The 20,002-nt window shown below is 42.3% G+C and carries 22 protein-coding genes; 18 read left to right on the forward strand and 4 right to left on the reverse strand.

Annotation, left to right across the window (positions count from 1 at the left end; all coding sequences use genetic code 11):
* The first annotated feature begins 62 nt into the window (after positions 1–62).
* The 9 genes from RM553_RS16670 to RM553_RS16710 all read left to right on the forward strand — a co-directional run bounded on the left by RM553_RS16670 (position 63) and on the right by RM553_RS16710 (position 9,091).
* Complete coding sequence (locus RM553_RS16670; RefSeq protein WP_311536092.1) at positions 63–821, forward strand: Rossmann-like and DUF2520 domain-containing protein; 759 nt, start codon at positions 63–65, stop codon at positions 819–821.
* Positions 805–1,317, forward strand: a complete 513-nt coding sequence (locus RM553_RS16675) for a KdsC family phosphatase (protein WP_311536093.1) — start codon at positions 805–807, stop codon at positions 1,315–1,317. Before RM553_RS16670 ends, RM553_RS16675 begins: the two co-directional genes overlap by 17 nt.
* Entirely contained in the window at positions 1,314–1,640 is a 327-nt protein-coding gene (locus RM553_RS16680; protein WP_311536128.1) for a DMT family transporter, read from the forward strand. Before RM553_RS16675 ends, RM553_RS16680 begins: the two co-directional genes overlap by 4 nt.
* Positions 1,641–1,646: 6 nt before the next feature.
* A complete protein-coding gene (locus RM553_RS16685) occupies positions 1,647–2,555 on the forward strand; it encodes a geranylgeranylglycerol-phosphate geranylgeranyltransferase (protein WP_311536094.1) in 909 nt (302 codons plus the stop codon).
* Between the two features lie 4 nt (positions 2,556–2,559).
* The gene (locus RM553_RS16690; RefSeq protein WP_311536095.1) at positions 2,560–3,147 is read left to right on the forward strand and encodes a Maf family nucleotide pyrophosphatase; all 588 of its coding nucleotides are present in this window, start codon (positions 2,560–2,562) and stop codon (positions 3,145–3,147) included.
* Between the two features lie 58 nt (positions 3,148–3,205).
* Positions 3,206–3,745, forward strand: coding sequence for a mechanosensitive ion channel domain-containing protein (locus tag RM553_RS16695; RefSeq protein ID WP_311536129.1), 540 nt, complete (start codon positions 3,206–3,208; stop codon positions 3,743–3,745).
* A 79-nt stretch (positions 3,746–3,824) separates the two neighbouring features.
* The gene (locus tag RM553_RS16700) at positions 3,825–6,314 is read left to right on the forward strand and encodes a PIG-L family deacetylase (RefSeq protein WP_311536096.1); all 2,490 of its coding nucleotides are present in this window, start codon (positions 3,825–3,827) and stop codon (positions 6,312–6,314) included.
* A gap of 108 nt (positions 6,315–6,422) precedes the next feature.
* On the forward strand, positions 6,423–8,120 hold the full coding sequence (locus RM553_RS16705) for a sodium:solute symporter family protein (RefSeq protein WP_311536097.1): 1,698 nt from the start codon (positions 6,423–6,425) through the stop codon (positions 8,118–8,120).
* The gene (locus RM553_RS16710; RefSeq protein ID WP_311536098.1) at positions 8,117–9,091 is read left to right on the forward strand and encodes a Gfo/Idh/MocA family protein; all 975 of its coding nucleotides are present in this window, start codon (positions 8,117–8,119) and stop codon (positions 9,089–9,091) included. Before RM553_RS16705 ends, RM553_RS16710 begins: the two co-directional genes overlap by 4 nt.
* A 224-nt stretch (positions 9,092–9,315) precedes the next feature.
* Here the strand turns inward: RM553_RS16710 and RM553_RS16715 are convergent, their stop codons facing one another.
* Positions 9,316–10,164 carry a DUF2911 domain-containing protein gene (locus tag RM553_RS16715; protein WP_311536099.1) on the reverse strand — a complete coding sequence of 283 codons (849 nt, stop codon included), beginning with the start codon at positions 10,162–10,164 and terminating at the stop codon, positions 9,316–9,318.
* 168 nt (positions 10,165–10,332) lie between these two features.
* On the opposite strand from RM553_RS16715, the gene RM553_RS16720 reads away from it, so the two are divergent.
* Genes RM553_RS16720 through RM553_RS16730 form a run of 3 tightly spaced genes read left to right on the forward strand, consistent with a single transcriptional unit; the run spans position 10,333 to position 12,873 of the window.
* A complete protein-coding gene (locus RM553_RS16720) occupies positions 10,333–10,845 on the forward strand; it encodes an SRPBCC family protein (protein WP_311536100.1) in 513 nt (170 codons plus the stop codon).
* Positions 10,846–10,867: 22 nt separating this feature from the next.
* The gene (locus tag RM553_RS16725) at positions 10,868–11,566 is read left to right on the forward strand and encodes an SDR family NAD(P)-dependent oxidoreductase (RefSeq protein WP_311536101.1); all 699 of its coding nucleotides are present in this window, start codon (positions 10,868–10,870) and stop codon (positions 11,564–11,566) included.
* Positions 11,566–12,873: a cryptochrome/photolyase family protein gene (locus RM553_RS16730; protein ID WP_311536102.1), complete on the forward strand. Its 1,308-nt coding sequence runs from the start codon at positions 11,566–11,568 to the stop codon at positions 12,871–12,873. Before RM553_RS16725 ends, RM553_RS16730 begins: the two co-directional genes overlap by 1 nt.
* Here RM553_RS16730 and kdsB read toward each other — a convergent pair.
* Positions 12,870–13,586 (reverse strand): 3-deoxy-manno-octulosonate cytidylyltransferase, encoded by a 717-nt coding sequence (gene kdsB / locus RM553_RS16735; protein WP_311536130.1) that lies wholly within the window; start codon positions 13,584–13,586, stop codon positions 12,870–12,872. The genes RM553_RS16730 and kdsB overlap by 4 nt on opposite strands.
* Before the next feature lie 145 nt (positions 13,587–13,731).
* On the reverse strand, positions 13,732–14,217 hold the full coding sequence (locus tag RM553_RS16740; protein ID WP_311536103.1) for a GNAT family N-acetyltransferase: 486 nt from the start codon (positions 14,215–14,217) through the stop codon (positions 13,732–13,734).
* A 28-nt stretch (positions 14,218–14,245) separates the two neighbouring features.
* On the opposite strand from RM553_RS16740, the gene ribD reads away from it, so the two are divergent.
* The 4 genes from ribD to RM553_RS16760 are packed head-to-tail and all read left to right on the forward strand — an operon-like array spanning position 14,246 to position 17,424.
* Positions 14,246–15,301: a bifunctional diaminohydroxyphosphoribosylaminopyrimidine deaminase/5-amino-6-(5-phosphoribosylamino)uracil reductase RibD gene (ribD, locus tag RM553_RS16745; RefSeq protein ID WP_311536104.1), complete on the forward strand. Its 1,056-nt coding sequence runs from the start codon at positions 14,246–14,248 to the stop codon at positions 15,299–15,301.
* Positions 15,294–15,902 (forward strand): HAD family hydrolase, encoded by a 609-nt coding sequence (locus RM553_RS16750; protein WP_311536105.1) that lies wholly within the window; start codon positions 15,294–15,296, stop codon positions 15,900–15,902. The genes ribD and RM553_RS16750 overlap by 8 nt, the downstream gene beginning before the upstream one ends.
* Entirely contained in the window at positions 15,899–16,765 is an 867-nt protein-coding gene (locus RM553_RS16755; protein WP_311536106.1) for an EamA family transporter, read from the forward strand. Before RM553_RS16750 ends, RM553_RS16755 begins: the two co-directional genes overlap by 4 nt.
* Before the next feature lie 50 nt (positions 16,766–16,815).
* Entirely contained in the window at positions 16,816–17,424 is a 609-nt protein-coding gene (locus RM553_RS16760) for an IMPACT family protein (protein WP_311536107.1), read from the forward strand.
* On the opposite strand, the gene RM553_RS16765 is transcribed toward RM553_RS16760, so the two are convergent.
* Positions 17,421–17,819: an acyl-CoA thioesterase gene (locus RM553_RS16765; protein ID WP_311536108.1), complete on the reverse strand. Its 399-nt coding sequence runs from the start codon at positions 17,817–17,819 to the stop codon at positions 17,421–17,423. The genes RM553_RS16760 and RM553_RS16765 overlap by 4 nt on opposite strands.
* A gap of 207 nt (positions 17,820–18,026) precedes the next feature.
* On the opposite strand from RM553_RS16765, the gene dnaA reads away from it, so the two are divergent.
* Both dnaA and RM553_RS16775 read left to right on the forward strand, forming a co-directional pair.
* The gene (dnaA, locus tag RM553_RS16770; protein WP_311536109.1) at positions 18,027–19,454 is read left to right on the forward strand and encodes a chromosomal replication initiator protein DnaA; all 1,428 of its coding nucleotides are present in this window, start codon (positions 18,027–18,029) and stop codon (positions 19,452–19,454) included.
* Between the two features lie 86 nt (positions 19,455–19,540).
* Positions 19,541–20,002, forward strand: a complete 462-nt coding sequence (locus RM553_RS16775) for a low molecular weight protein-tyrosine-phosphatase (RefSeq protein WP_311536110.1) — start codon at positions 19,541–19,543, stop codon at positions 20,000–20,002.

The raw sequence follows: 20,002 nt of genomic DNA on the forward strand, positions 1-20,002 counted from the left end.
TCTTCAATCTCTATCTGTAAATGTTAATTTTACCTCAGCAAAATTTTTGGTATTTTTGCCGCATGACAGAAGTGGTAATTATAGGCGCGGGAAATGTTGCATCCCACCTCTTTCGCGCTTTCCGGCAATCAGGCGAAGTGCAAATAGTGCAGGTTTATAACCACCGCTCGGAAAAATTAGCTGATTTTGCTGAAATATCTACCACCACCTCCCTTTCAGAAATTACGCAAGCCGATTTATACATTTTCGCGCTGAAAGACGATGCGATTGCCAAAACCGCTGCACAACTGAAGGATACAGGCGGGTTGTTTGTACATACTTCCGGCGGAGTTGCAATGGAAAGCTTGTCTAAATTTAAAAATTTCGGGGTTTTCTACCCGCTTCAAACCTTTTCCAGGAATAGGGAAATCAGCTTTAAGAATATTCCGCTTTGCCTAGAGGCCAGTTCCGAAGAAAACCTTCATAAATTAAAAGAACTGGGGGCCGCTATTTCTGAAAATTTATATGAAATTAATTCTGAACAACGGCGGGCGCTGCATGTTTCGGCCGTGTTCGTGAACAATTTCAGCAATCATCTTTATCAAATTGGCGCTGATATTTGCAAGAAACACGAGGTGCCTTTCGAAATTTTGCGTCCGCTAATCGCTGAAACCGCCGCGAAAATTGAAGAATTATCGCCTGCAGAAGCCCAAACCGGCCCTGCCTTGCGAAATGATGAAAAAACCATAAACGCGCACCTGGAACTTCTCAATGCCCAGGAATCAAAAATATATAAACTCTTAACCTCTTCGATTCAGGAATTACATGGAAAAGAACTATAAAGAATATTTAAACCACATTAACACCTTTGTTTTCGACGTAGATGGCGTACTAACAGACGGCTCGGTGCAGGTGAGCACTTCGGGAGAACTCTTGCGCACCATGAATATTAAAGATGGTTACGCCCTGAAAAAGGCCAAAGATGCCGGTTATACCGTTTGCATTATTTCCGGCGGAAAAAATGAAGGGGTGAGAATGCGCCTTCGGAATTTGGGCATCAACGATATTTACCTTGGAATTTCAGACAAGGTGGAGCAAATGGATGAATTCTTCGATATTTATGAAATTAAGCCGGAAGAAGTGCTTTATATGGGAGACGATATTCCCGATTACTACCCCATGAAGCTGGTGGGCATGCCCTGCTGCCCGCAGGATGCCGTGGCAGAAGTAAAGGAGATTTCCCGGTATGTTTCCCACCGCAAAGGCGGCAAAGGTTGTGTGCGGGACGTGATTGAACAGGTAATGAAAGTGCAGGGAAAATGGATGGAAAAGGAATAAGCTGGGTTTTGCTGATTATCGCCGGCCTTTGTGAAGTAGGCTTTGCCTTTTGCCTTGGAAAGGCGAAATTCAGTTCCGGAAATACAGCGAATTTCTGGTTGTTGGGATTTCTTTTGTTCCTGGCAGTAAGCATGCTTTTGCTCTACAAAGCCACCCAGGTTTTACCCATTGGCACTGCCTATGCGGTATGGACGGGAATTGGTGCCGCGGGAACCGCTTTGCTGGGAATCCTGGTTTTTAAGGAGCCCGCCCATTTCTGGCGTATTTTCTTCCTGAGCGGCCTTATAATTTCCATTATCGGCTTAAAGTTTGTCTCCAACTAAACCCCTATGAAATATTTACGCCTGGCCAGGTACAAAAACCTACTCTTTATAGCGGCTACCCAGTTCCTGATAAAATATGGCCTTTTTGAGCCATTCGGGGCTTCAATTACCCTGGATGTGTTGGGATATTTCCTGCTTGCCCTGGCCACCGTGTGCCTGGCTGCCGGCGGTTATATCATCAATGATGTTCAGGACGTGCAGACAGACAGGATTAACCGCGGCGATAAAACTATCATAGGTTCGGGAGTTTCAGAAAAAACAGGTTATAACCTCTTTATGATCCTGAACGTTGCAGGGGTGGGAATTGGTTTTTACCTTTCTAATATCGTGGGCTGGCCGGTCTTTTCGGGCTTGTGGATTTTCGCTTCCGCGATCCTTTACTTTTATGCCATGTACCTTAAAAGGCTGCCGCTTATAGGAAATATTATCGTTAGCTGTACCATTGCCGGGGTTGTGGTAATTGTGGGGCTTTACGATCTCCTGCCGGCAATAAACGATCAAAACCAGCCATTACAAAGATTGCTCTTTTCCATTCTTACAGACTATGCGGTTTTCGCTTTTTTAATCAACCTGCTACGGGAAATGGTAAAAGACCAGGAAGATATTAAAGGCGATTACAATGCGGGAATGCAAACCCTGCCCATCATTTTAGGGACTTCCCGTACCAATAAGGTTATTTTTACCGTGGCCTTATTCCCGCTGGTGGCGATTTTCCATTACACTTACACTTATTTATTCCAGAACACGCTTGCCACAATTTACGTGCTCCTGTTTATTTTCGCGCCCCTCATTTACGTAATGCTGAAGATATGGGATGCTGAAAAAAAAGAACAATTTACCCGTTTAAGCCTTATCCTGAAACTGATCCTTTTCTTCGGATTGGTTTCCATGGGCCTTTACAAATTTATATTATAGTTGTATGCTGAAAGATTATTTAAAGAACAAAGAAGTGATCCTTGCCTCAGGCTCCCCCCGAAGGCAACGCTTCTTTAAGGAAATGGAAATCCCTTATACTGTAGACGTGCGGCCGGTTAAAGAAGTTTTTCCGGATCATCTTAAAGATGAAGAAATAACCGATTTCCTGGCTCAGCTTAAAGCTGAAGCTTTTGAAAACCTGGAATCAAACCAGATCCTTATTACCAGCGATACCATTGTTTTAAACGATGGCGTGGCCATGGGAAAACCCGCAGATGCAGCAGAAGCTGTGGGTATGATTGAATCCCTTTCGGGAAAAACCCATCAGGTAATTACCTCTGTTTGTTTTACCACCGCACAAAAGCAGGAAACCATACACTCCACAACCCGGGTTAGCTTCAGGGAGCTTACTTCTGAAGAAATCGTGTTTTACGTAAGAAACTACAAACCTTTTGACAAGGCCGGCGGTTATGCTATCCAGGAATGGATTGGTTTGGTGGGGATTACGGGGATTGAAGGCAGTTATTTTAATGTGGTGGGCCTTCCCACCCACCTGGTCTACAACAAATTAATTGAATTCGCGAAATCCTGATTTTGCCATCTTCGGTGTTGGGATAGTCTTTATATTTGCCATAAACCTGAATTTTAAAATGCCCGACATTTTTAGTAGCATCCGTATTGAAATCTTTTACAGCATAGGAATATTCCTTTTACTGCTCATTATTCAGTATATCCTTAAACAAACCGCAAAGAGGGTTGGCGAGCGTGCCGAAATAAACATCACGCGCATCAAATTAATGTTTAAGTACATTAATATCCTCATTTTTATTCTTGCCACTTTATTGCTTTCTGTGGCCTGGGGGCTGGAATGGGCAGATTTCGCCCTTATTTTTTCTTCTGTTTTTGCCATTCTGGGGGCAGCGCTTTTCGCCATCTGGTCTATTTTAAGCAATATTACCTCTGGGGTAATCATGTTCTTTTCTTTCCCTTATAAGATTGGGGATAAAATAAAAATTCACGACAAAGACCTGCCTATTGAGGCGATTATTGAAGACATAAAGGCTTTCCACCTGCATTTAAGGACTATGGAAGGGGAACTTATTACCTATCCCAATAACCTGATGCTACAGAAAGCTGTTTCCCTGGTAGAAAAAAATGCCAGGCTGGATGAAGGCAAGGACGCGCTTTAAAAGTTAAACCTCAACAAATAGCTTAGAAGAGACTGCAAAGTTTTTATATTTGGTTTTACCTATAAAATCCATGTGGGAAATGCGCAAATTTCTATCTCTCCTATTCCTCTTTTTGATTACCACCATACAGGCCCAGGCTCCAAAAAAATTAACCGCTTCAGAAATTTATCACGAAATTGAAAAACTCAATTTCCTGGGCTCGGTTTTGTATCTGGCTGCCCACCCAGATGATGAAAACACGCGCCTCATCTCTTATTTCTCCAATCAGGTAAACGCTAGAACGGCCTATCTCTCACTTACCCGTGGAGATGGCGGCCAGAACCTTATAGGGCCGCAAATAAGGGAAGAGCTGGGCGTGATTAGAACACAGGAATTACTGGCTGCCAGAAGAATTGACGGCGGGCAGCAATTTTTTACCCGCGCCAACGATTTTGGCTATTCCAAGACGCCTGAAGAAACACTGCAAATATGGGATAAAGAGGAAGTGTTAAGTGATGTGGTTTGGATTATTCGTAAATTCCAGCCCGATGTGATCATCAACCGGTTTGACCATCGTACGCCCGGCAGCACACACGGCCACCACACTTCTTCCGCGATATTAAGTGTGAAGGCTTTTGATCTGGCAGATGATAATGCCGCTTTTCCCGAACAACTTCAGTTTACCAATACTTTTCAGCCAAAACGTTTATTCTTCAATACTTCCCCCTGGTTCTACGGAAGCCAGGAAGCTTTTGAAGAAGCCAGCAAAGAGAAATTTTTACAATTTGATACCGGTGTTTATTTTCCGCTGAAAGGCCTATCGAATCCTGAAATCGCCTCCCTTAGCCGGAGCCAGCACCGTTCCCAGGGGTTTGGAAGCACCGGCAGCCGCGGCTCCCAGATGGAATACCTGGAATTTTTAAAAGGGGATATGCCGCCGGCCAAAGATGATATTTTTGCCGGCATAGATACCTCCTGGAACCGGATAGAAGGCGGGGCCGAAATTGGTGAAATTTTAACCAAGGTTCAGGAAAATTACGATTTTACAAATCCCGCGGCCAGCATCCCGAAACTGGTAGAGGCTTATCAGCTAATTAAAGAACTTAAAAATGCGCACTGGCGCAAGATAAAGCTGGAACAAATCACGAATATTATAGCCGCTTCGGCCGGCCTTTATCTTGAGGCCGTAGCCCAGGCTCCTGCCGCCACGCCTTCAGAAACGGTTCCTGTTTCCTTTGAAGCCATTAACCGCAGCAACTTTACTATGGTGCTTAAAAATGTGGAGCTTTCTCCAAATAATTCCTCGCTTCAGCCAAATGCAGTGCTTGAAAACAATAAAGGCTGGAATGCAAATTTAAACCTCAATATTCCTGCGGAAAGTAAAACGACCTCCCCTTACTGGTTAAAGAAAGAAGGAACCGTGGGAATGTATAAAGTTGAAGACCGGCAGTTAATTGGCCTGCCGGAAATGCCCAATTACACCAAAGCTACTTTCAGCATCAATTTTAAGGGAGTAACAATTCCGTTTTCAAAAGAAGTGGTTTATAAATACAACGATAATGTTTATGGGGAAACCTATCGTTCTTTTGAAATTGTCCCGCCGGTGTCGGTAGCCTTTGATGAGCAGGTCATGATTTTTGATAATGCCGAAAAAAGGCAAATTTCGGTGAAGCTTACTTCAGGAAAAGACGATGTTGCCGGGGAGCTTTCGCTGGCTTCAGCTAAAGACTGGAAAATTGAGCCCGCTTCCGCAAACTTCAGTATTCCGAAGAAAGGTGGCACCGCGATTATCAATTTCAGCATCACCCCGCCCGCAGATGAGAGCGAGGCCGTTATTGTTCCGCAGGCAAGTATTAATTCGAACACCTTTTCTAAAGAAGTTGTTCATATAGATTACGAACACATCCCTTACCAGACGCTGATTCTGCCTTCAAAACTAAAAGTGGCGAAACTGAATATAAAAACCAGAGGACAGAACATTGCTTACATTGAAGGCGCCGGAGATGTGGTGCCGGAAAGCCTGGAACAAATTGGTTACAAAATCACCAAGATTGGCCCGGCACAGATTTCCGCAGCGCTCCTGGAGAATTTTGATGCCGTGGTAATGGGAATTCGTGCCTATAACGTGCAGGAGGAACTGGCTTACAAACAAAATATCCTGCTGGATTACGTGGAATACGGCGGTACGCTGATTGTGCAGTACAATACCAATCGCGGACTCGTTACCGGCAATATAGCTCCTTATAATCTGCAATTATCGCGCGACCGGGTTACCGATGAATTTGCGGAAGTGCGGTTCCTGGCGCCAGAACATCCCCTGCTGAATTCACCTAATAAAATCACCAAAGCCGATTTTAAGAATTGGGTGCAGGAACGCGGGCTCTATTTTCCTGATAGCTGGAGCGATGAATTTACACCTGTGCTTTCTATGAACGATCAGGGCGAACAGCCTAAAGATGGCAGCCTGCTGGTAGCAAACTATGGCGAAGGCTATTATATTTACACGGGTATTAGCTTTTTCAGGCAATTTCCAGCCGGAGTTCCAGGGGCTTTTAAACTTTTCGCCAACATGATTTCTATAGGAAAATGATGGAGAAGCCCGAAAAGTACATTTGGAAAAAAAGTTACAGCCTGGTACTTATTGCCAATGCCGTTTACATTGTCCTGTTTTACATCCTTATGAAATCTTTCGCCTGATATGGAGCTAATCGACTGGTGCGTCCTTATTCTTACCATTACCTTTATCGTGTGGTACGGCATCTATAAATCCCGCGGCAGCAAAAACGTGCAGGATTATATAAAAGGCGGGGGCGATGCCAGGTGGTGGACAATAGGGCTCTCGGTTATGGCCACCCAGGCGAGTGCGATCACCTTTCTTTCCACCCCGGGGCAGGCTTTTCACGACGGGATGGGATTTGTACAGTTCTACTTTGGGCTGCCCATTGCAATGGTAATTATCTGCATGGTGTTTATTCCTATCTATCATCGTCTTAACGTATATACCGCCTATGAATACCTGGAATCCAGGTTCGACAGGAAAACCAGGACGCTTACTGCAATTCTTTTTCTAATACAAAGAGGCCTGGCTGCGGGATTGACCATTTTTGCACCTGCAATTATCCTTTCGGCCGTGCTGGGATGGAACCTTACCGGACTTACTATTTTAATTGGCGCACTGGTAATAATTTACACGGTTACCGGGGGAACCAAGGCTGTAAGTGTTACCCATAAACAGCAAATGGCAGTCATTTTAACCGGAATGGTTTCCACATTTTTTATTATTCTGCACTACTTGCCTGAAAATATAGGTTTTCAGTCTGCCATGGAAATTGCCGGGACCAGCGGCAAAATGGACATCCTCGATTTTTCCTTTGATTTTGAAAATCGATATACCCTTTGGAGCGGCCTCCTGGGAGGTACCTTTCTCGCGCTCTCCTATTTTGGTACAGACCAAAGCCAGGTACAACGTTATTTAACAGGAAAATCGGTAAGGGAAAGTCAGCTGGGAATGATATTCAACGGATTGCTGAAGGTACCGTTGCAGTTTTTTATCCTGCTGGTTGGAGTGATGGTTTTTGTGTTCTACCAGTTTAATGAAACGCCGCTCAATTTTAATCCGGCAGCAACAGAAACGGTTCTGAATTCTGAATATTCAGAACAGTACCAGGACCTTATAATGGATCATAAACAGCTGGAAACGCAAAAGCATAATCTTACCCAAAATTTTGCTGAAGCCGGTATGGAAATTTCCGAAGCTCAAAAAGCACAATTTCATGAAAAGCTCAATGGCCTGAATTCCGAAGAAAGGGATTTACGGGAAAAAGCAAAGATGTTTATAGACGCGGCCGATAAAGATGCTGAAAGCAATGATAAGGATTATGTTTTTATTCATTTTATCCTGAACAACCTTCCCCGCGGGATTGTTGGGTTGCTCCTGGCGGTTATTTTGTGCGCGGCAATGTCTTCCACCGCTTCAGAATTGAATGCCCTCGCCTCGACCACTACTATTGACCTTTATAAAAGAAGTAGGAAATCTGAAGAAGACGAGGGACATTTCGTAAAAGCCACCAGGTGGTTCACCCTTTTTTGGGGAATAATTGCCATTGCTTTTGCCACGGTGGCAGATCTTTTTGATAACCTCATCCAGCTGGTAAATATTATTGGTTCCATTTTCTACGGAAATGTGCTCGGGATTTTCCTGCTGGCCTTTTTTGTAAAACATGTACATAGCAACGCCACCTTTACCGCGGCGTTTATTACCCAAATCCTTATTATAGGAATTTTTCTACTGGATATTATCCCTTATTTATGGCTGAATCTATTGGGTTGTGCCATTGTAATGCTGCTCGCCCTTATAATTGAAAAATTCAGCGGAAATTCAAAAGTCACCACATGAAAAAGCAAACTGTAAACTGGGCCATTATTGGCCCTGGAAGAATCGCAAAAAAATTCGCCAGCGGATTAAAAGAAGTTCCCGGCGCCAATCTCTATGCCGCAGCCAGCCGTTCCCTGGACCGGGCAGAGGCTTTTGCAGCCGAATTTGAAGCAGATAAAGCCTACGGCAGCTATGAAGAACTGGTAAAAGATGAAAATGTGGAGGTGGTTTACATTGCCACTCCGCATGTATTTCATTATGAAAATACTTTGTTGTGCCTCAAAAATGGGAAAGCGGTGTTATGCGAAAAACCTTTTGCCATGGATACCGAACAGGTAAAAGAAATGATCGCTGTAGCCAGAGAGAAAAAGGTTTTCCTGATGGAAGCCATGTGGACGCAGTTTTTACCCCATTTTAAATTTGTGATGCAGCTTATCCAAAAAGGCAAATATGGAAAGCTGAAGAATCTCAAAGCCGATTTCGGATTTCATTCGCCGTTTAACGAAAATCACCGGCTTTACAACAAAAGCCTTGGAGGCGGCAGCCTGCTGGACATAGGAATTTATCCCGTTTTTACCGCTTTAAGCGCTCTAGGTATTCCTGAAGAAATTTCGGCGAAAGCAAAACTCGCCGTAACAGAGGTAGACGAGGAATGTGAGATGATCTTTACCTATAAAGATGGCATTGAAGCTGAATTGCACAGCACTGTGGGAAGAAAAACTCCCACCACCGCCACTTTTCTTTTTGAAAAAGCTGTGGTAACCATGAACAGCCGCTTCCATGAACCTACCACAGTGACAATTTCTACTGAAAAAGGTGAAAAAACAAAGGAATTTGGGGTTACAGCCAATGGCTACAATTTTGAGGCAGCCCATGTACAGGAAATGCTTCGGAAGGGAAAAACAGAAAGTGACCAGATGACTTTTGAAAAAAGCCTTCAGCTCATCGGGCTGTTGGATGAAGTAAGGAGAAAAATCGATTTGGTATATTAATTCTTAAACCATTAATAAAGAAATCAGTACCTAATTGCGGAATTGAGAACCCAGATTTTCTAAAAAGCTGCTCCTCTAAACTTACGTTTTTTCATTCTTCATCTTAACCTAAGCTGTAAGGATTTTGATCTGCAGATAGGGATTTCAAGGTTTGGTTTGATATTTTACAAAAAAAGCCCTTAACTTCTTCCGAAGAAAGGGCTTTAGATATTTTTTCCCGTGTTTTACATTGCTCCCCATTCCTGCAGGGAATCTTTGTTCATCTTTACGTAATCCTTGTTTCCGGCTTTTTCGGCGGCAGCCAGGGATTGTTTAGCAGTGGCTATGGCCTCCTCTTTTTTACCCATTTCGGCTTCTATCAATGATTTTCTTCTTAAAATCCAGAATGCGCCTTCATTGGCTTCAGCAGCTTTCTGTATCCAGGTATATGCCTTGTCCATATCTTTTTTCTGATCGTGATAATAGCTGGCGGCCGCAAAATAATCGTTCGGCCCGGGCTGGCCACTCATGACTTTTTCTATACTTGCCGTTGCTTTTGCATCTGTGGGCACTTCAAAAGGAAGGGCGGCCACAATATTGGCCCAAATGAAGTTAAGCGTTGCCCCATCGTTATGCAGTTCATCAACCATAATGGTAAAAGTTTCCATATCAAAAGGCAATTGTTGCGCCCGGGCTGTGGCCTTAAGGGCAATATTGTTTTCATCCCACTCCTGGGGCAGCCCCCAGTTATCGGTTGTGGTATAAAAGATCACCTCCCACTCCCCTTGTTTTGGAATAGTATAAATGGAATATTCTCCTTTTGGCAATTTTTCCCCATTAATCATCACATCGTCACTAAAGCTTATACTGGTATTTTCATTAGCTCCCGTACGCCATACTTCGTTGTAAGGCACAAGATTGCCAAAAATTTCGCGGCCACGCATATTGGGGCGCGAATATTCAATACTTACGTCGGTAAGGCCAATCTTCTGTTCAATTTTAGCTGAAGGACTGGGCTGCGGCGTTTCAATTTGGGCAAGGGCACCAGAACTGCTGGCGCATAATAACATGAGAATCAGTATAAAATTTTTCATAATTTGGTAATTTGTGTTAGTTATTCAAATATAAGAAGAAGAAGCTTAGCGTATTATAAAATTTTATCCTGCAGGAGAGACTATCTAGGGGATTATATTTTGTTTAACTATTAAATTTTTATTTTAAACAAAATTGATTTTATTTTTATAGCTCCAAATATCATTCTAATGAAGATTTATACCTTACAGAGCAAACAGAAACTGCCCATATCTGTAGATGAAGCCTGGGATTTTCTTTCAGATCCTAAAAACCTTAAAACCATTACTCCAGATTACATGAGCTTCGATATAATCTCGGGGGCAGACCGGCCAATGTTTGAAGGCCAGATAATACAATATATTGTTACTCCTGTGGCAGGCATTAAGACAAAATGGGTAACCGAGATCACCCACGTAAGGGCCAAGGAATATTTTGTAGATGAACAACGCTTTGGGCCTTATGCACTCTGGCACCATAAACATTTTATAAGGGAAATTGAAGGTGGTGTGGAAATGGAAGATATTGTAGATTATAAGCTGCCCATGGGTTTTTTGGGGACCCTGGCCCATCCTATCCTCGTAAAGCCAAAACTAAAAGAAATTTTTGATTACCGCCAGCAAAAACTAGTGGAGCTTTTTGGCCAATTTGAATCTGCGCCCACTGCTGAAACAAGTGTAAAAGAAAAACATCAGCAAAACTGAGGAAATTAAAAAACAGGAAACCATGAAAAAAGAAATATTATTAGTTGGAGGTTCTTCAGGTATAGGTTTTAAAATTGCCAAAAATATAAGCCAGACGCATAATGTTACCGTGGCTTCAAGGAATGCGGGAAACCTGGATGAGCTTAATGTAAGGCATTTAAAATTTGATGTACATCACGATAACATAGAAGAAATGGACCTGCCCGAGAAACTCCACGGCCTGGTGTACTGCCCCGGCAGCATAAGCCTGAAACCTTTTAAAATGCACAGGCTGGAAGATTTTAGAAAAGAAATGGAGCTTAATTTCTTCGGCCTGGTAAAAACAGTACAGGCCGTAATGCCCCGGTTACGCAGTGCCGAAGAAGCCAGCCTGGTATTTTTCAGCACGGTTGCCGTAAAAGTGGGCATGCCGTTTCACACCAGCATTTCTGCAGCCAAGGGAGCTATTGAGGGCTTCGCCAAATCGCTCGCGGCAGAATATGCCCCGGGCCTCAGGGTAAATGTAATCGCCCCTTCTTTAACAGATACCCCTCTTTCAGAAAAACTGCTGAACACCGAGAAAAAAATAGAAAGCATGAAAGCGCGGCATCCGCTTAAACGCATAGGGCAAGTTTCAGATATTGCCAATCTCGCGCAATTTCTTCTTAGCGACGAAAGCGGCTGGATTACCGGGCAGGTAATGGGGATTGATGGCGGGCTTTCCACCTTAAACCTTTCCTGATGAGCAAAAAAGTAAATGTATTCTGGTTCCGAAGAGATTTACGTCTCGATGATAATGTTGGTTTTTTAGAAGCATTAAAAAGCGAAAAACCGGTACTTCCAATTTTCATATTTGACCCTGAAATCCTGGACAATCTGCCTAAGGATGATGCGAGGGTCACATTTATTTATGAGACGCTGCAGCATATGCGCAAAGAATTACAGGAAAAACACGGCAGCTCCTTGGCCCTTTACCATGGGCAACCTTCAGCAGTTTTCAGCAGCATTATAAAAGATTTTGAAGTTGAAGAGGTATTCACAAATCGCGATTATGAACCTTATGCAAAAGAACGGGATAAGGAAATAGGTGAGATTCTGAAAGAAAAGGATATAAATTTTCACACATTTAAAGACCAGGTAATCTTTGAAAAGGACGAGATCACCAAAAAAGACGGCGGTTCTTACGTGGTGTACACGCCATATATGAAAAGCTGGAAAGAAAAATTTAGAAACCTGGACCTTAAAATTCATTATACGAGTCAGTACATAAAAAATCTCTTGCAAAATACCCGCTTACCGAATTTAAACCTTAAGGAAATCGGCTTTAAATCTTCTTCCCTAAAAGTGCCCGATTATGATGTTTCCCCAACTCTCATAAAAGAGTATGAAAACACGCGGGATATCCCTTCCAGACACGGTACTTCCCGACTGGGGGCACACCTGCGTTTTGGCACCGTAAGCATTCGTAAGATGGTAAAAAAAGCCAGTGCTGAAAAAAACAAGACTTTTTTGGAGGAATTGATCTGGAGGGAATTTTTTATGCAGGTGCTGGATTATAATCCCCAAACCGTGACCCATGCCTTTAAGGATAAATATGACCGGATTAACTGGCGCAATAATAAAGAGGAGTTTCGCCTCTGGAAACAGGGAAAGACAGGATACCCGCTTGTAGACGCCGGAATGCGGCAGTTAAACGCCACCGGTTTTATGCACAACAGGGTAAGAATGCTGGTGGGCAGTTTCCTGTGCAAACACCTTCTAATAGACTGGCGTTGGGGCGAAGCTTATTTTGCTGAAAAACTGCTGGATTACGAAATGTCTTCGAACGTTGGAAACTGGCAATGGGTGGCCGGGAGTGGCGTTGATGCCGCCCCGTATTTCAGGATTTTTAACCCCACCACTCAAATCAACAAATTTGATAAGGATAAAGAATACATCAGGAAATGGGTAGAAGAATATGGCACAGATAATTATCCTGAACCCATGGTAGATCACAAAGAAGCTCGCGAACGGGCTTTAAAAGTTTACAAAGAAGCGGTGAGCAATTAGGAATCCATCAGCTGTCTTGCTTTTTCCAGGTCTTCGGGGGTATCTATTCCAATGGTTTGCATGCTGGTTTCCACCATTTTTATCTTTTTGCCATATTCAAGAAAACGAATGGCTTCAATTTTCTCGGTAGCTTCCAAAGGCAACATGGGCAGGTTATGAAAATCAAGCAAGGCCTGCTTTCTGAACGCGTAAATGCCTATATGCTTAAAATAGGTCATCGGCGCCTCGTTATCCCGCGGGTAAGGGATAGGAAACCTTGAAAAATACATGGCAAAGTTATCTTTATCGGTAATAACCTTCACGTTATTGGGATTGGTTATTTCGTCACTTTGGGCAAGTGCTACTTTTAGGGAAGCCAGGTCCACCACTTTGGTTTCATCTTCCCTGAAGACCAGCAGTAATTTTGCCAGGCTGTCCCTGTCTATAAAAGGTTCGTCCCCCTGCACATTTACCACCACATCTACATCTAAATTCTCCACAGCTTCAGCCAGCCGGTCACTCCCGCAATCATGTTCTTTCTTGCTCCTGATGGTTTTACCCCCAAAACCGGTAACTTCTTCTTCAATTTTATCACTATCGGTCACCACATAAACTTCATCAAAAAGGTCAGTTTCCTTTGCGGCTTCATAAGTTCTTCTAATTACGGTCTTGCCGTTAAGGTCCTGTAGTAGTTTCCCCGGGAAGCGGCTGGCTTCATAACGGGCGGGAATCATTGCGATAACTTTTAGCGGGGTATTGTTCAAAACTGTTATTTTTATAGTTGCCTAAAATTAGCCAAATTTAAGAGGCTGTCGTGTTTAGGTTAAGTTAATTTAGTTTTTTGCACCTTCCGGGCTGGCTGCTTTTGCCAGGATTTTTTCATAAATCCTTTATCATCCAAACCGTACAATTATAATGGCCTGTATCGCCAAGTGGTTTTTCAAGATTTTTAAAACCGGTTTTTGCATATAATTTTCGGGCGTCTACCATATAGGGCAAGGTCTCTATATAACACTTTTTAAATCCTTCAGATTTGGCAAATTTCAGGCAGGTATCCATCATTTGCGTGCCTAATCCCCTGCCGCGGGCTTCAGGGAGAAAATACATTTTTTGCAATTCACAAACTTCATCTTCAAAACCTTTTAGAGGGGCTATCCCAGCGCAGCCAATCACTTTTTCTTCATTTTCCACAACAAAATAGTCCATCCTTGGAAAATCATACGTGGCAAACATATCATCCAGGGCCTTATCTTCATAGGCAGTTCCTACTTTAGGCACTCCCATTTCTACTAAAACACTTCTTACCACCTCAGCAATCTGCTGATTATCTTCTGGTTGGATTTTGCGGATTTTGTAACTACTCATTCTTGTTAATTAATCTTATTTTTGGGGCGTGAAGATACACGAAAAATATATAAAAAAATGTATTAGCCTTGCCCGAAATGGCCTTGGAAGCACCTATCCTAATCCTATGGTAGGCAGCGTGGTTGTTCATAATAATAAAATTATTGGTGAAGGATGGCATCAAAAAGCCGGCCTGCCACATGCCGAGGTAAATGCCATCAATTCGGTTAAAGATCCGGCACTTTTACCGGCCTCCACAATTTATGTGAGCCTCGAACCTTGCAGCCATTATGGTAAGACTCCTCCCTGCAGTGACCTCATTATCGCGAAAGGCATAAAAAAAGTGGTGATTGGGACGGTGGATCCTTTTGCTGAAGTTGCCGGAAGAGGCATTAAAAAGCTGATGGATGCCGGTTGTGAAGTCGCTGTTGGTATTGAAGAACAGGAATGTCGGGAACTTAACAAACGGTTTTTCACATTTCACCAAAAGCAGCGGCCTTATATTATACTGAAATGGGCGCAGACTTCAGATGGTTTTATAGCCCCTGCGGAAAAGCAGAACCGCCAGCCGGCATGGATCACCAACCAGGCTTCCAAACAACTGGTGCATAAATGGCGCGCAGAAGAACAGGCTATTTTAGTAGGAACCAACACAGTGGTTGCCGATAATCCTAAACTGAACACAAGGCTGTGGCATGGGCCAAATCCCACCCGGATAATCATTGACAGGAATTTTCGTATTCCGCAGGATTCTTTTGTTTTAGACGGAAGCATCAAAACTGTAATTTTGACAGATGCTCCCAATGCTGAAGCTGCCAAAGAACCTTCTACTGAAAATTTGATCTTTGAACCCGTTAACTTTGAAGGAAATTTGGCTGCGCAAATTTGTGAAATCCTTTACAGGCACGAGTTGCAATCGGTAATAATTGAAGGCGGAGCCAAAACACTGCAAACTTTTATTACTTCAGGGCTTTGGGACGAAGCAAGGATTTTTACCGGAAAGAAAATATTTAAATCTGGGATACAGGCGCCACGAATTAGCGGAAGTTTAAAAGAAGAATCTGGCCTTACCGGTGACAATTTGAAAATATACATAAATGATTAAGACTATAATTTTTGATTTTGGAGATGTTTTTATCAACCTGGATAAAGCTGCCACACCCCGGGAATTAAAAAACTGCGAGGTTCCGGAATTAACTGCAGGCCTTTTGGAGAAAAACCTTCAGTATGAAAAAGGGCTTATTTCTTCTGAAGAATTTGTAGGAGCATATTGTTCAGAATTTGAACACCTGCAGAAAGAACAGGTGCTAAAATCATGGAATGCGATCCTGGTGGATTTCCCCCGTTACCGATTTGAATTCCTTAAAAAACTTTCCGAAGAAAAAGATTACCAGTTGATCCTGTTAAGCAACACTAACGAAATTCATATCGACTGGGTGAGGAAAAATGTGCCGTTTTTTGAAAAATTTCAACAATGTTTTGATGCTTTCTATTTGTCTCACAAGATTAATTTTAGAAAACCAGACGCCGAAATATATCAGTTTGTGCTGGAAAAACATAAACTGGATCCACAAGAATGCCTTTTTATAGACGACACTAAAGAAAATACAGATGCCGCAGCTGCCCTGGGAATCCATACCTGGAATATTGAACCTACCCGCGAAGATGTGATTGACCTCTTTACCGCCAAACAGGATATATTTTGATTTACCTCCTGCTCAGCATTCTTTCTTCCAGTATCATTTTTGTTGTTTTTAAACTCTACAACAAATTTGGAGTGAATACCCTGCAAGCCATAATAGTAAATTACTACATCGCCTGTACCGTAGGTTTTTTTGGGTATATTAAAAACCTGGAAATTTCTGAGATTCCTGCTCAATCCTGGTTTCCCGGCACACTTATTCTTGGAGTTCTCTTTATAAGCGTATTCTACCTGGCGGCAATCACCACCCAAAAAAGTGGTTTGTCTGTAGTTTCTGTAGCCACAAAAATGTCAGTCGCAATCCCTGTTTTTGCAGGAATTTTTCTATATAAAGAGAGTACCGGCATTTTTAAATTATCAGGAATTGTATTGGCATTAGTTGCGGTTTACCTAACTTCAATAAAGACAAGGGAAGGCTTAAGTATAAAAAAAGAGAACCTTATTTTTCCTCTCCTGGTTTTTTTGGGAAGCGGAATTATAGATGCCACCATAAATTTTCTGGAAACAACTTATGTTTCTGAAACTGATGTTGGTTTGTTCTCATCCACAATTTTTGCCATTGCCGGGATTATTGGAACCTGTATATTATTAGGACAGGCAATTGCAGGCAAACTAAAACTCTCGCTAAAAAATGTTCTTGGGGGAGTAGCTTTGGGCATCCCCAACTACTTTTCTATTTATTTTCTTGTGATGGCATTGCGAAATCCAGGTTTTGAAAGTTCAGTGATATTTACGATGAACCATGTGGGTATTGTCACTGTTTCTACATTAGTTGGAATCGCATTTTTTCATGAACGGCTTCTGCGGAAAAACTGGATAGGAATTTTTCTGGCTATTTTGAGTATTGTTCTCGTAGCTTATAACTAAAAATTTGAGGAAGAAGAATTTTTAACGCTTTTAGCATTAATCTTAATCCAATGAAAGACACCTATAAAAGCATAACCTCAGCTTCAGAAGAAGTTTTATTTAAAGACCGGAATTCCAAATTCTACGGCTATGCTTTCCCGGTGAAGACGGAAGAAGAAATAAATGCCCACCTTGAAGAATTGCGCAACCGGCACCATAAAGCCAGGCATTGGTGTTACGCCTGGCAGTTAGGAAAAGAAGAATTCCGTTATCGGGCCAATGATGACGGCGAACCCTCAAATTCTGCCGGGATGCCTATTTACGGGCAAATCCAGTCTTTTGAAGTTACCAACATTCTTATTGTTGTGGTACGTTATTTTGGCGGAGTGAAGCTTGGGGTTGGCGGACTCATAAATGCCTATAAAACCGCTGCGCAAATGGCCTTGGAAACTTCAGAAAGGATCACCAGGAGTATTGACCGCGTTTTTGTGGTAAAATTTGATTATCCTGAAATGAATACGGTTATGAGAATGATCAAAGAAAACAATCTTAACGTTATAGAGCAAAAACTGGAATTAGACTGTAAGATTTTTCTTTCTGTTAGAAAAAAGGAGGCAGAAGAAATCTTCGAAAAATTTAACTCCACCTATAAAGTTGAAATAAAAGAGCTTGAAATTTAAAAGCCCAGTTTTTCCAGAATAAAGGCCGGGCAACGTACCGGTTTTTTAGTTTTGGCATCCATAAATACCAGGACTGTAGACGCAGTAGTTATCAGCTTTTCCTGTTCATTAAAAATGGAATAATCGAAGCTGATTTTTACGCCGGGTTTTTCCTTTAACCTCGTTTCTATTTTTAGATTTTCATCGAAGGTGGCAGGGACAAGAAATTTGCAATTTAGCTCATACACCGGCAGCATTATTCCATTCCCCTCCATTTTCTTATAAGAGATCCCCAGCGTCTCAAGCCAGTCTATACGGGCGATTTCAAGATATTGAGCATAATTCCCGTGGTGAACCACACCCATCTGGTCGGTCTCGGCATAACGAACTTTAACATGGCTTGTATGGCTTTTCATACGCTAATAAATAGTATAATTGAATGAGGTTTTGTACTTTCAAAGACGGATTTAAGTATGCGTAAAATTTTCTTAAAATTCAACATCAATTACGTTTTTTTTTCAGATAATTTGTTCACATATTTGTTCCGCCTAAGTACGGAAAGCAATTCCTTTTCGTGCACAAATTTGAACTTTCTACTAACCCATTAATAAGTCGAAATAAGCATGTCGGAAACTGCGCAATCAGTTTGGAATAGCTGTCTAGCTTTTATTAAGGATAACATCACCCCACAGGCCTACAAAACCTGGTTTGAACCTATTCAAGCAGTAAAACTTACCGATTGTGCACTTAGCATTCAGGTACCTTCCAAGTTTTTCTACGAGTGGCTGGAAGAGCATTATGTGAAGCTATTAAAGGTTTCGCTTACCCGTGAGCTTGGGGAAAAAGCAAAGCTGGTGTACGTTATAAAAATGGAGAATACCTATGGCAACAAACTTCCGTTCACCGAAAAAATTCCAAGTAGCCAGCGCAGCAATGTAACGTCTCAGGAAGTAGATGTTCCTATAAAAAATAAGAACCCGGAGCTTAAAAACCCTTTTATTATCCCCGGGATTCGCAATGTTAAAATTGAATCCCAGCTTAACCCAAGCTACAGTTTCGATAATTTTCTGGAAGGAGATTCCAACAGGCTGGCGCGTTCAGCGGGGATGGCTGTTGCTAACAAGCCTGGCGGAACTTCATTTAATCCATTGCTCATCTTTGGAGGGGTTGGTTTGGGAAAAACGCACCTGGCACATGCCATAGGAGTGGAAATAAAAGATAAGTACCCGGAAAAAACGGTATTATATATTTCCGCAGAAAAATTCACACAGCAATATATTGAGTCTGTAAAGAAAAATAACCGGAACGATTTCATTCATTTTTACCAGATTATTGATGTACTGATTGTTGACGATATACAGTTACTCTCTGGCAAAGCAGGGACCCAGGATGTATTTTTCCACATTTTTAATCACCTGCACCAGAATGGAAAACAGGTAATTCTTACAAGTGACAAAGCTCCTGTGGATATGCAGGATATCGAGCAACGGCTACTTTCCCGGTTTAAGTGGGGACTGTCCGCAGAGTTGCAACATCCCGATTTCGAAACCAGGGTTTCTATAATTAAAAACAAGCTTTATCGCGACGGGGTGGAGATGCCGGAAGATATAGTGGAGTTTCTGGCCAATAATATCAAGACCAATATCCGGGAACTGGAAGGTGCGATAATTTCGTTAATTGCCCATTCTTCTTTTAACCGAAAGGATATAACCCTGGACCTGGCGAAAAAGATTGTAGATAATTACGTTAAAAACACCAAGCGTGAAGTTTCTATTGATTATATCCAGAAGGTTGTAAGCGATTACTTCCAGATGGATGTGGATACCCTGCAATCTAAAACCAGGAAACGCCATATTGTACAGGCGAGACAGCTGGCCATGTTTTTTGCTAAAAAATTCACCAAAGCGTCCCTTGCGAGTATTGGCTCCCAAATTGGAAGCAGGGATCATGCAACGGTTTTACACGCCTGTAAAACGGTAGACAATCTTGCAGCTACAGACAAGCAATTCAAAAAGTTTGTGGAAGATCTTAATAAGAAGCTAACCATTTAGTTTCACCAATAAAGACAAAAATCCTTTTATTCAGGATAAGTTTAATAGCTCTCACAAGTGCCTGATGAGCCGAAAAAAATCCTTAGATGAAGACCAAAATTTTGATGGTTTGCCTTGGCAATATTTGCAGGTCGCCTCTTGCCGAAGGGATCCTGAAATCTAAAACAGATCCTCAAAAAGTCTATATAGATTCCGCGGGAACCGGTGGATATCATGTAGGTTGCGCCCCGGATGAACGTTCTATCGCGGTGGCTAAAAAATACAACCTGGATATAACCGCACAGAAATGCCGAAAATTTGATGTGTCAGATTTTGAAGAATTTGATCATATTTTTGTGATGGATAATTACAATTACCGGGACGTACTTTCGCTGGCAGAAGATGAAGATGACAAGCAAAAGGTCCATTTGATCCTGAATGAAATATTTCCAGGAGAGAATGTAGATGTTCCCGATCCTTACCACGGCGGGGAACAGGGTTTTGAAAATATTTATTTAATGCTGGAAGAGGCCTGTGAAAAAATTGCGCAACGCCTGGACTTAAAGTAA

Origin of the sequence: Autumnicola tepida (genome assembly GCF_031846485.1) — a bacterium.
In the GTDB taxonomy this organism is placed as follows: domain Bacteria; phylum Bacteroidota; class Bacteroidia; order Flavobacteriales; family Flavobacteriaceae; genus Autumnicola; species Autumnicola tepida.

What these genes read in the sequence shown, in the direction of transcription:
- RM553_RS16670 (WP_311536092.1), top strand. Translation starts at nt 63, where the DNA reads ATGACAGAAGTGGTAATTATAGGCGCGGGAAATGTTGCATCCCACCTC.
- RM553_RS16720 (WP_311536100.1), top strand. Translation starts at nt 10,333, where the DNA reads ATGAAGATTTATACCTTACAGAGCAAACAGAAACTGCCCATATCTGTA.
- RM553_RS16705 (WP_311536097.1), top strand. Translation starts at nt 6,423, where the DNA reads ATGGAGCTAATCGACTGGTGCGTCCTTATTCTTACCATTACCTTTATC.
- RM553_RS16765 (WP_311536108.1), bottom strand. Translation starts at nt 17,819, where the DNA reads ATGAAAAGCCATACAAGCCATGTTAAAGTTCGTTATGCCGAGACCGAC.
- RM553_RS16700 (WP_311536096.1), top strand. Translation starts at nt 3,825, where the DNA reads ATGCGCAAATTTCTATCTCTCCTATTCCTCTTTTTGATTACCACCATA.
- dnaA (WP_311536109.1), top strand. Translation starts at nt 18,027, where the DNA reads ATGTCGGAAACTGCGCAATCAGTTTGGAATAGCTGTCTAGCTTTTATT.
- RM553_RS16690 (WP_311536095.1), top strand. Translation starts at nt 2,560, where the DNA reads ATGCTGAAAGATTATTTAAAGAACAAAGAAGTGATCCTTGCCTCAGGC.
- RM553_RS16730 (WP_311536102.1), top strand. Translation starts at nt 11,566, where the DNA reads ATGAGCAAAAAAGTAAATGTATTCTGGTTCCGAAGAGATTTACGTCTC.
- kdsB (WP_311536130.1), bottom strand. Translation starts at nt 13,586, where the DNA reads ATGATTCCCGCCCGTTATGAAGCCAGCCGCTTCCCGGGGAAACTACTA.
- RM553_RS16750 (WP_311536105.1), top strand. Translation starts at nt 15,294, where the DNA reads ATGATTAAGACTATAATTTTTGATTTTGGAGATGTTTTTATCAACCTG.
- RM553_RS16725 (WP_311536101.1), top strand. Translation starts at nt 10,868, where the DNA reads ATGAAAAAAGAAATATTATTAGTTGGAGGTTCTTCAGGTATAGGTTTT.
- RM553_RS16685 (WP_311536094.1), top strand. Translation starts at nt 1,647, where the DNA reads ATGAAATATTTACGCCTGGCCAGGTACAAAAACCTACTCTTTATAGCG.
- RM553_RS16715 (WP_311536099.1), bottom strand. Translation starts at nt 10,164, where the DNA reads ATGAAAAATTTTATACTGATTCTCATGTTATTATGCGCCAGCAGTTCT.
- RM553_RS16710 (WP_311536098.1), top strand. Translation starts at nt 8,117, where the DNA reads ATGAAAAAGCAAACTGTAAACTGGGCCATTATTGGCCCTGGAAGAATC.
- RM553_RS16760 (WP_311536107.1), top strand. Translation starts at nt 16,816, where the DNA reads ATGAAAGACACCTATAAAAGCATAACCTCAGCTTCAGAAGAAGTTTTA.
- RM553_RS16740 (WP_311536103.1), bottom strand. Translation starts at nt 14,217, where the DNA reads ATGAGTAGTTACAAAATCCGCAAAATCCAACCAGAAGATAATCAGCAG.
- RM553_RS16675 (WP_311536093.1), top strand. Translation starts at nt 805, where the DNA reads ATGGAAAAGAACTATAAAGAATATTTAAACCACATTAACACCTTTGTT.
- RM553_RS16695 (WP_311536129.1), top strand. Translation starts at nt 3,206, where the DNA reads ATGCCCGACATTTTTAGTAGCATCCGTATTGAAATCTTTTACAGCATA.
- RM553_RS16775 (WP_311536110.1), top strand. Translation starts at nt 19,541, where the DNA reads ATGAAGACCAAAATTTTGATGGTTTGCCTTGGCAATATTTGCAGGTCG.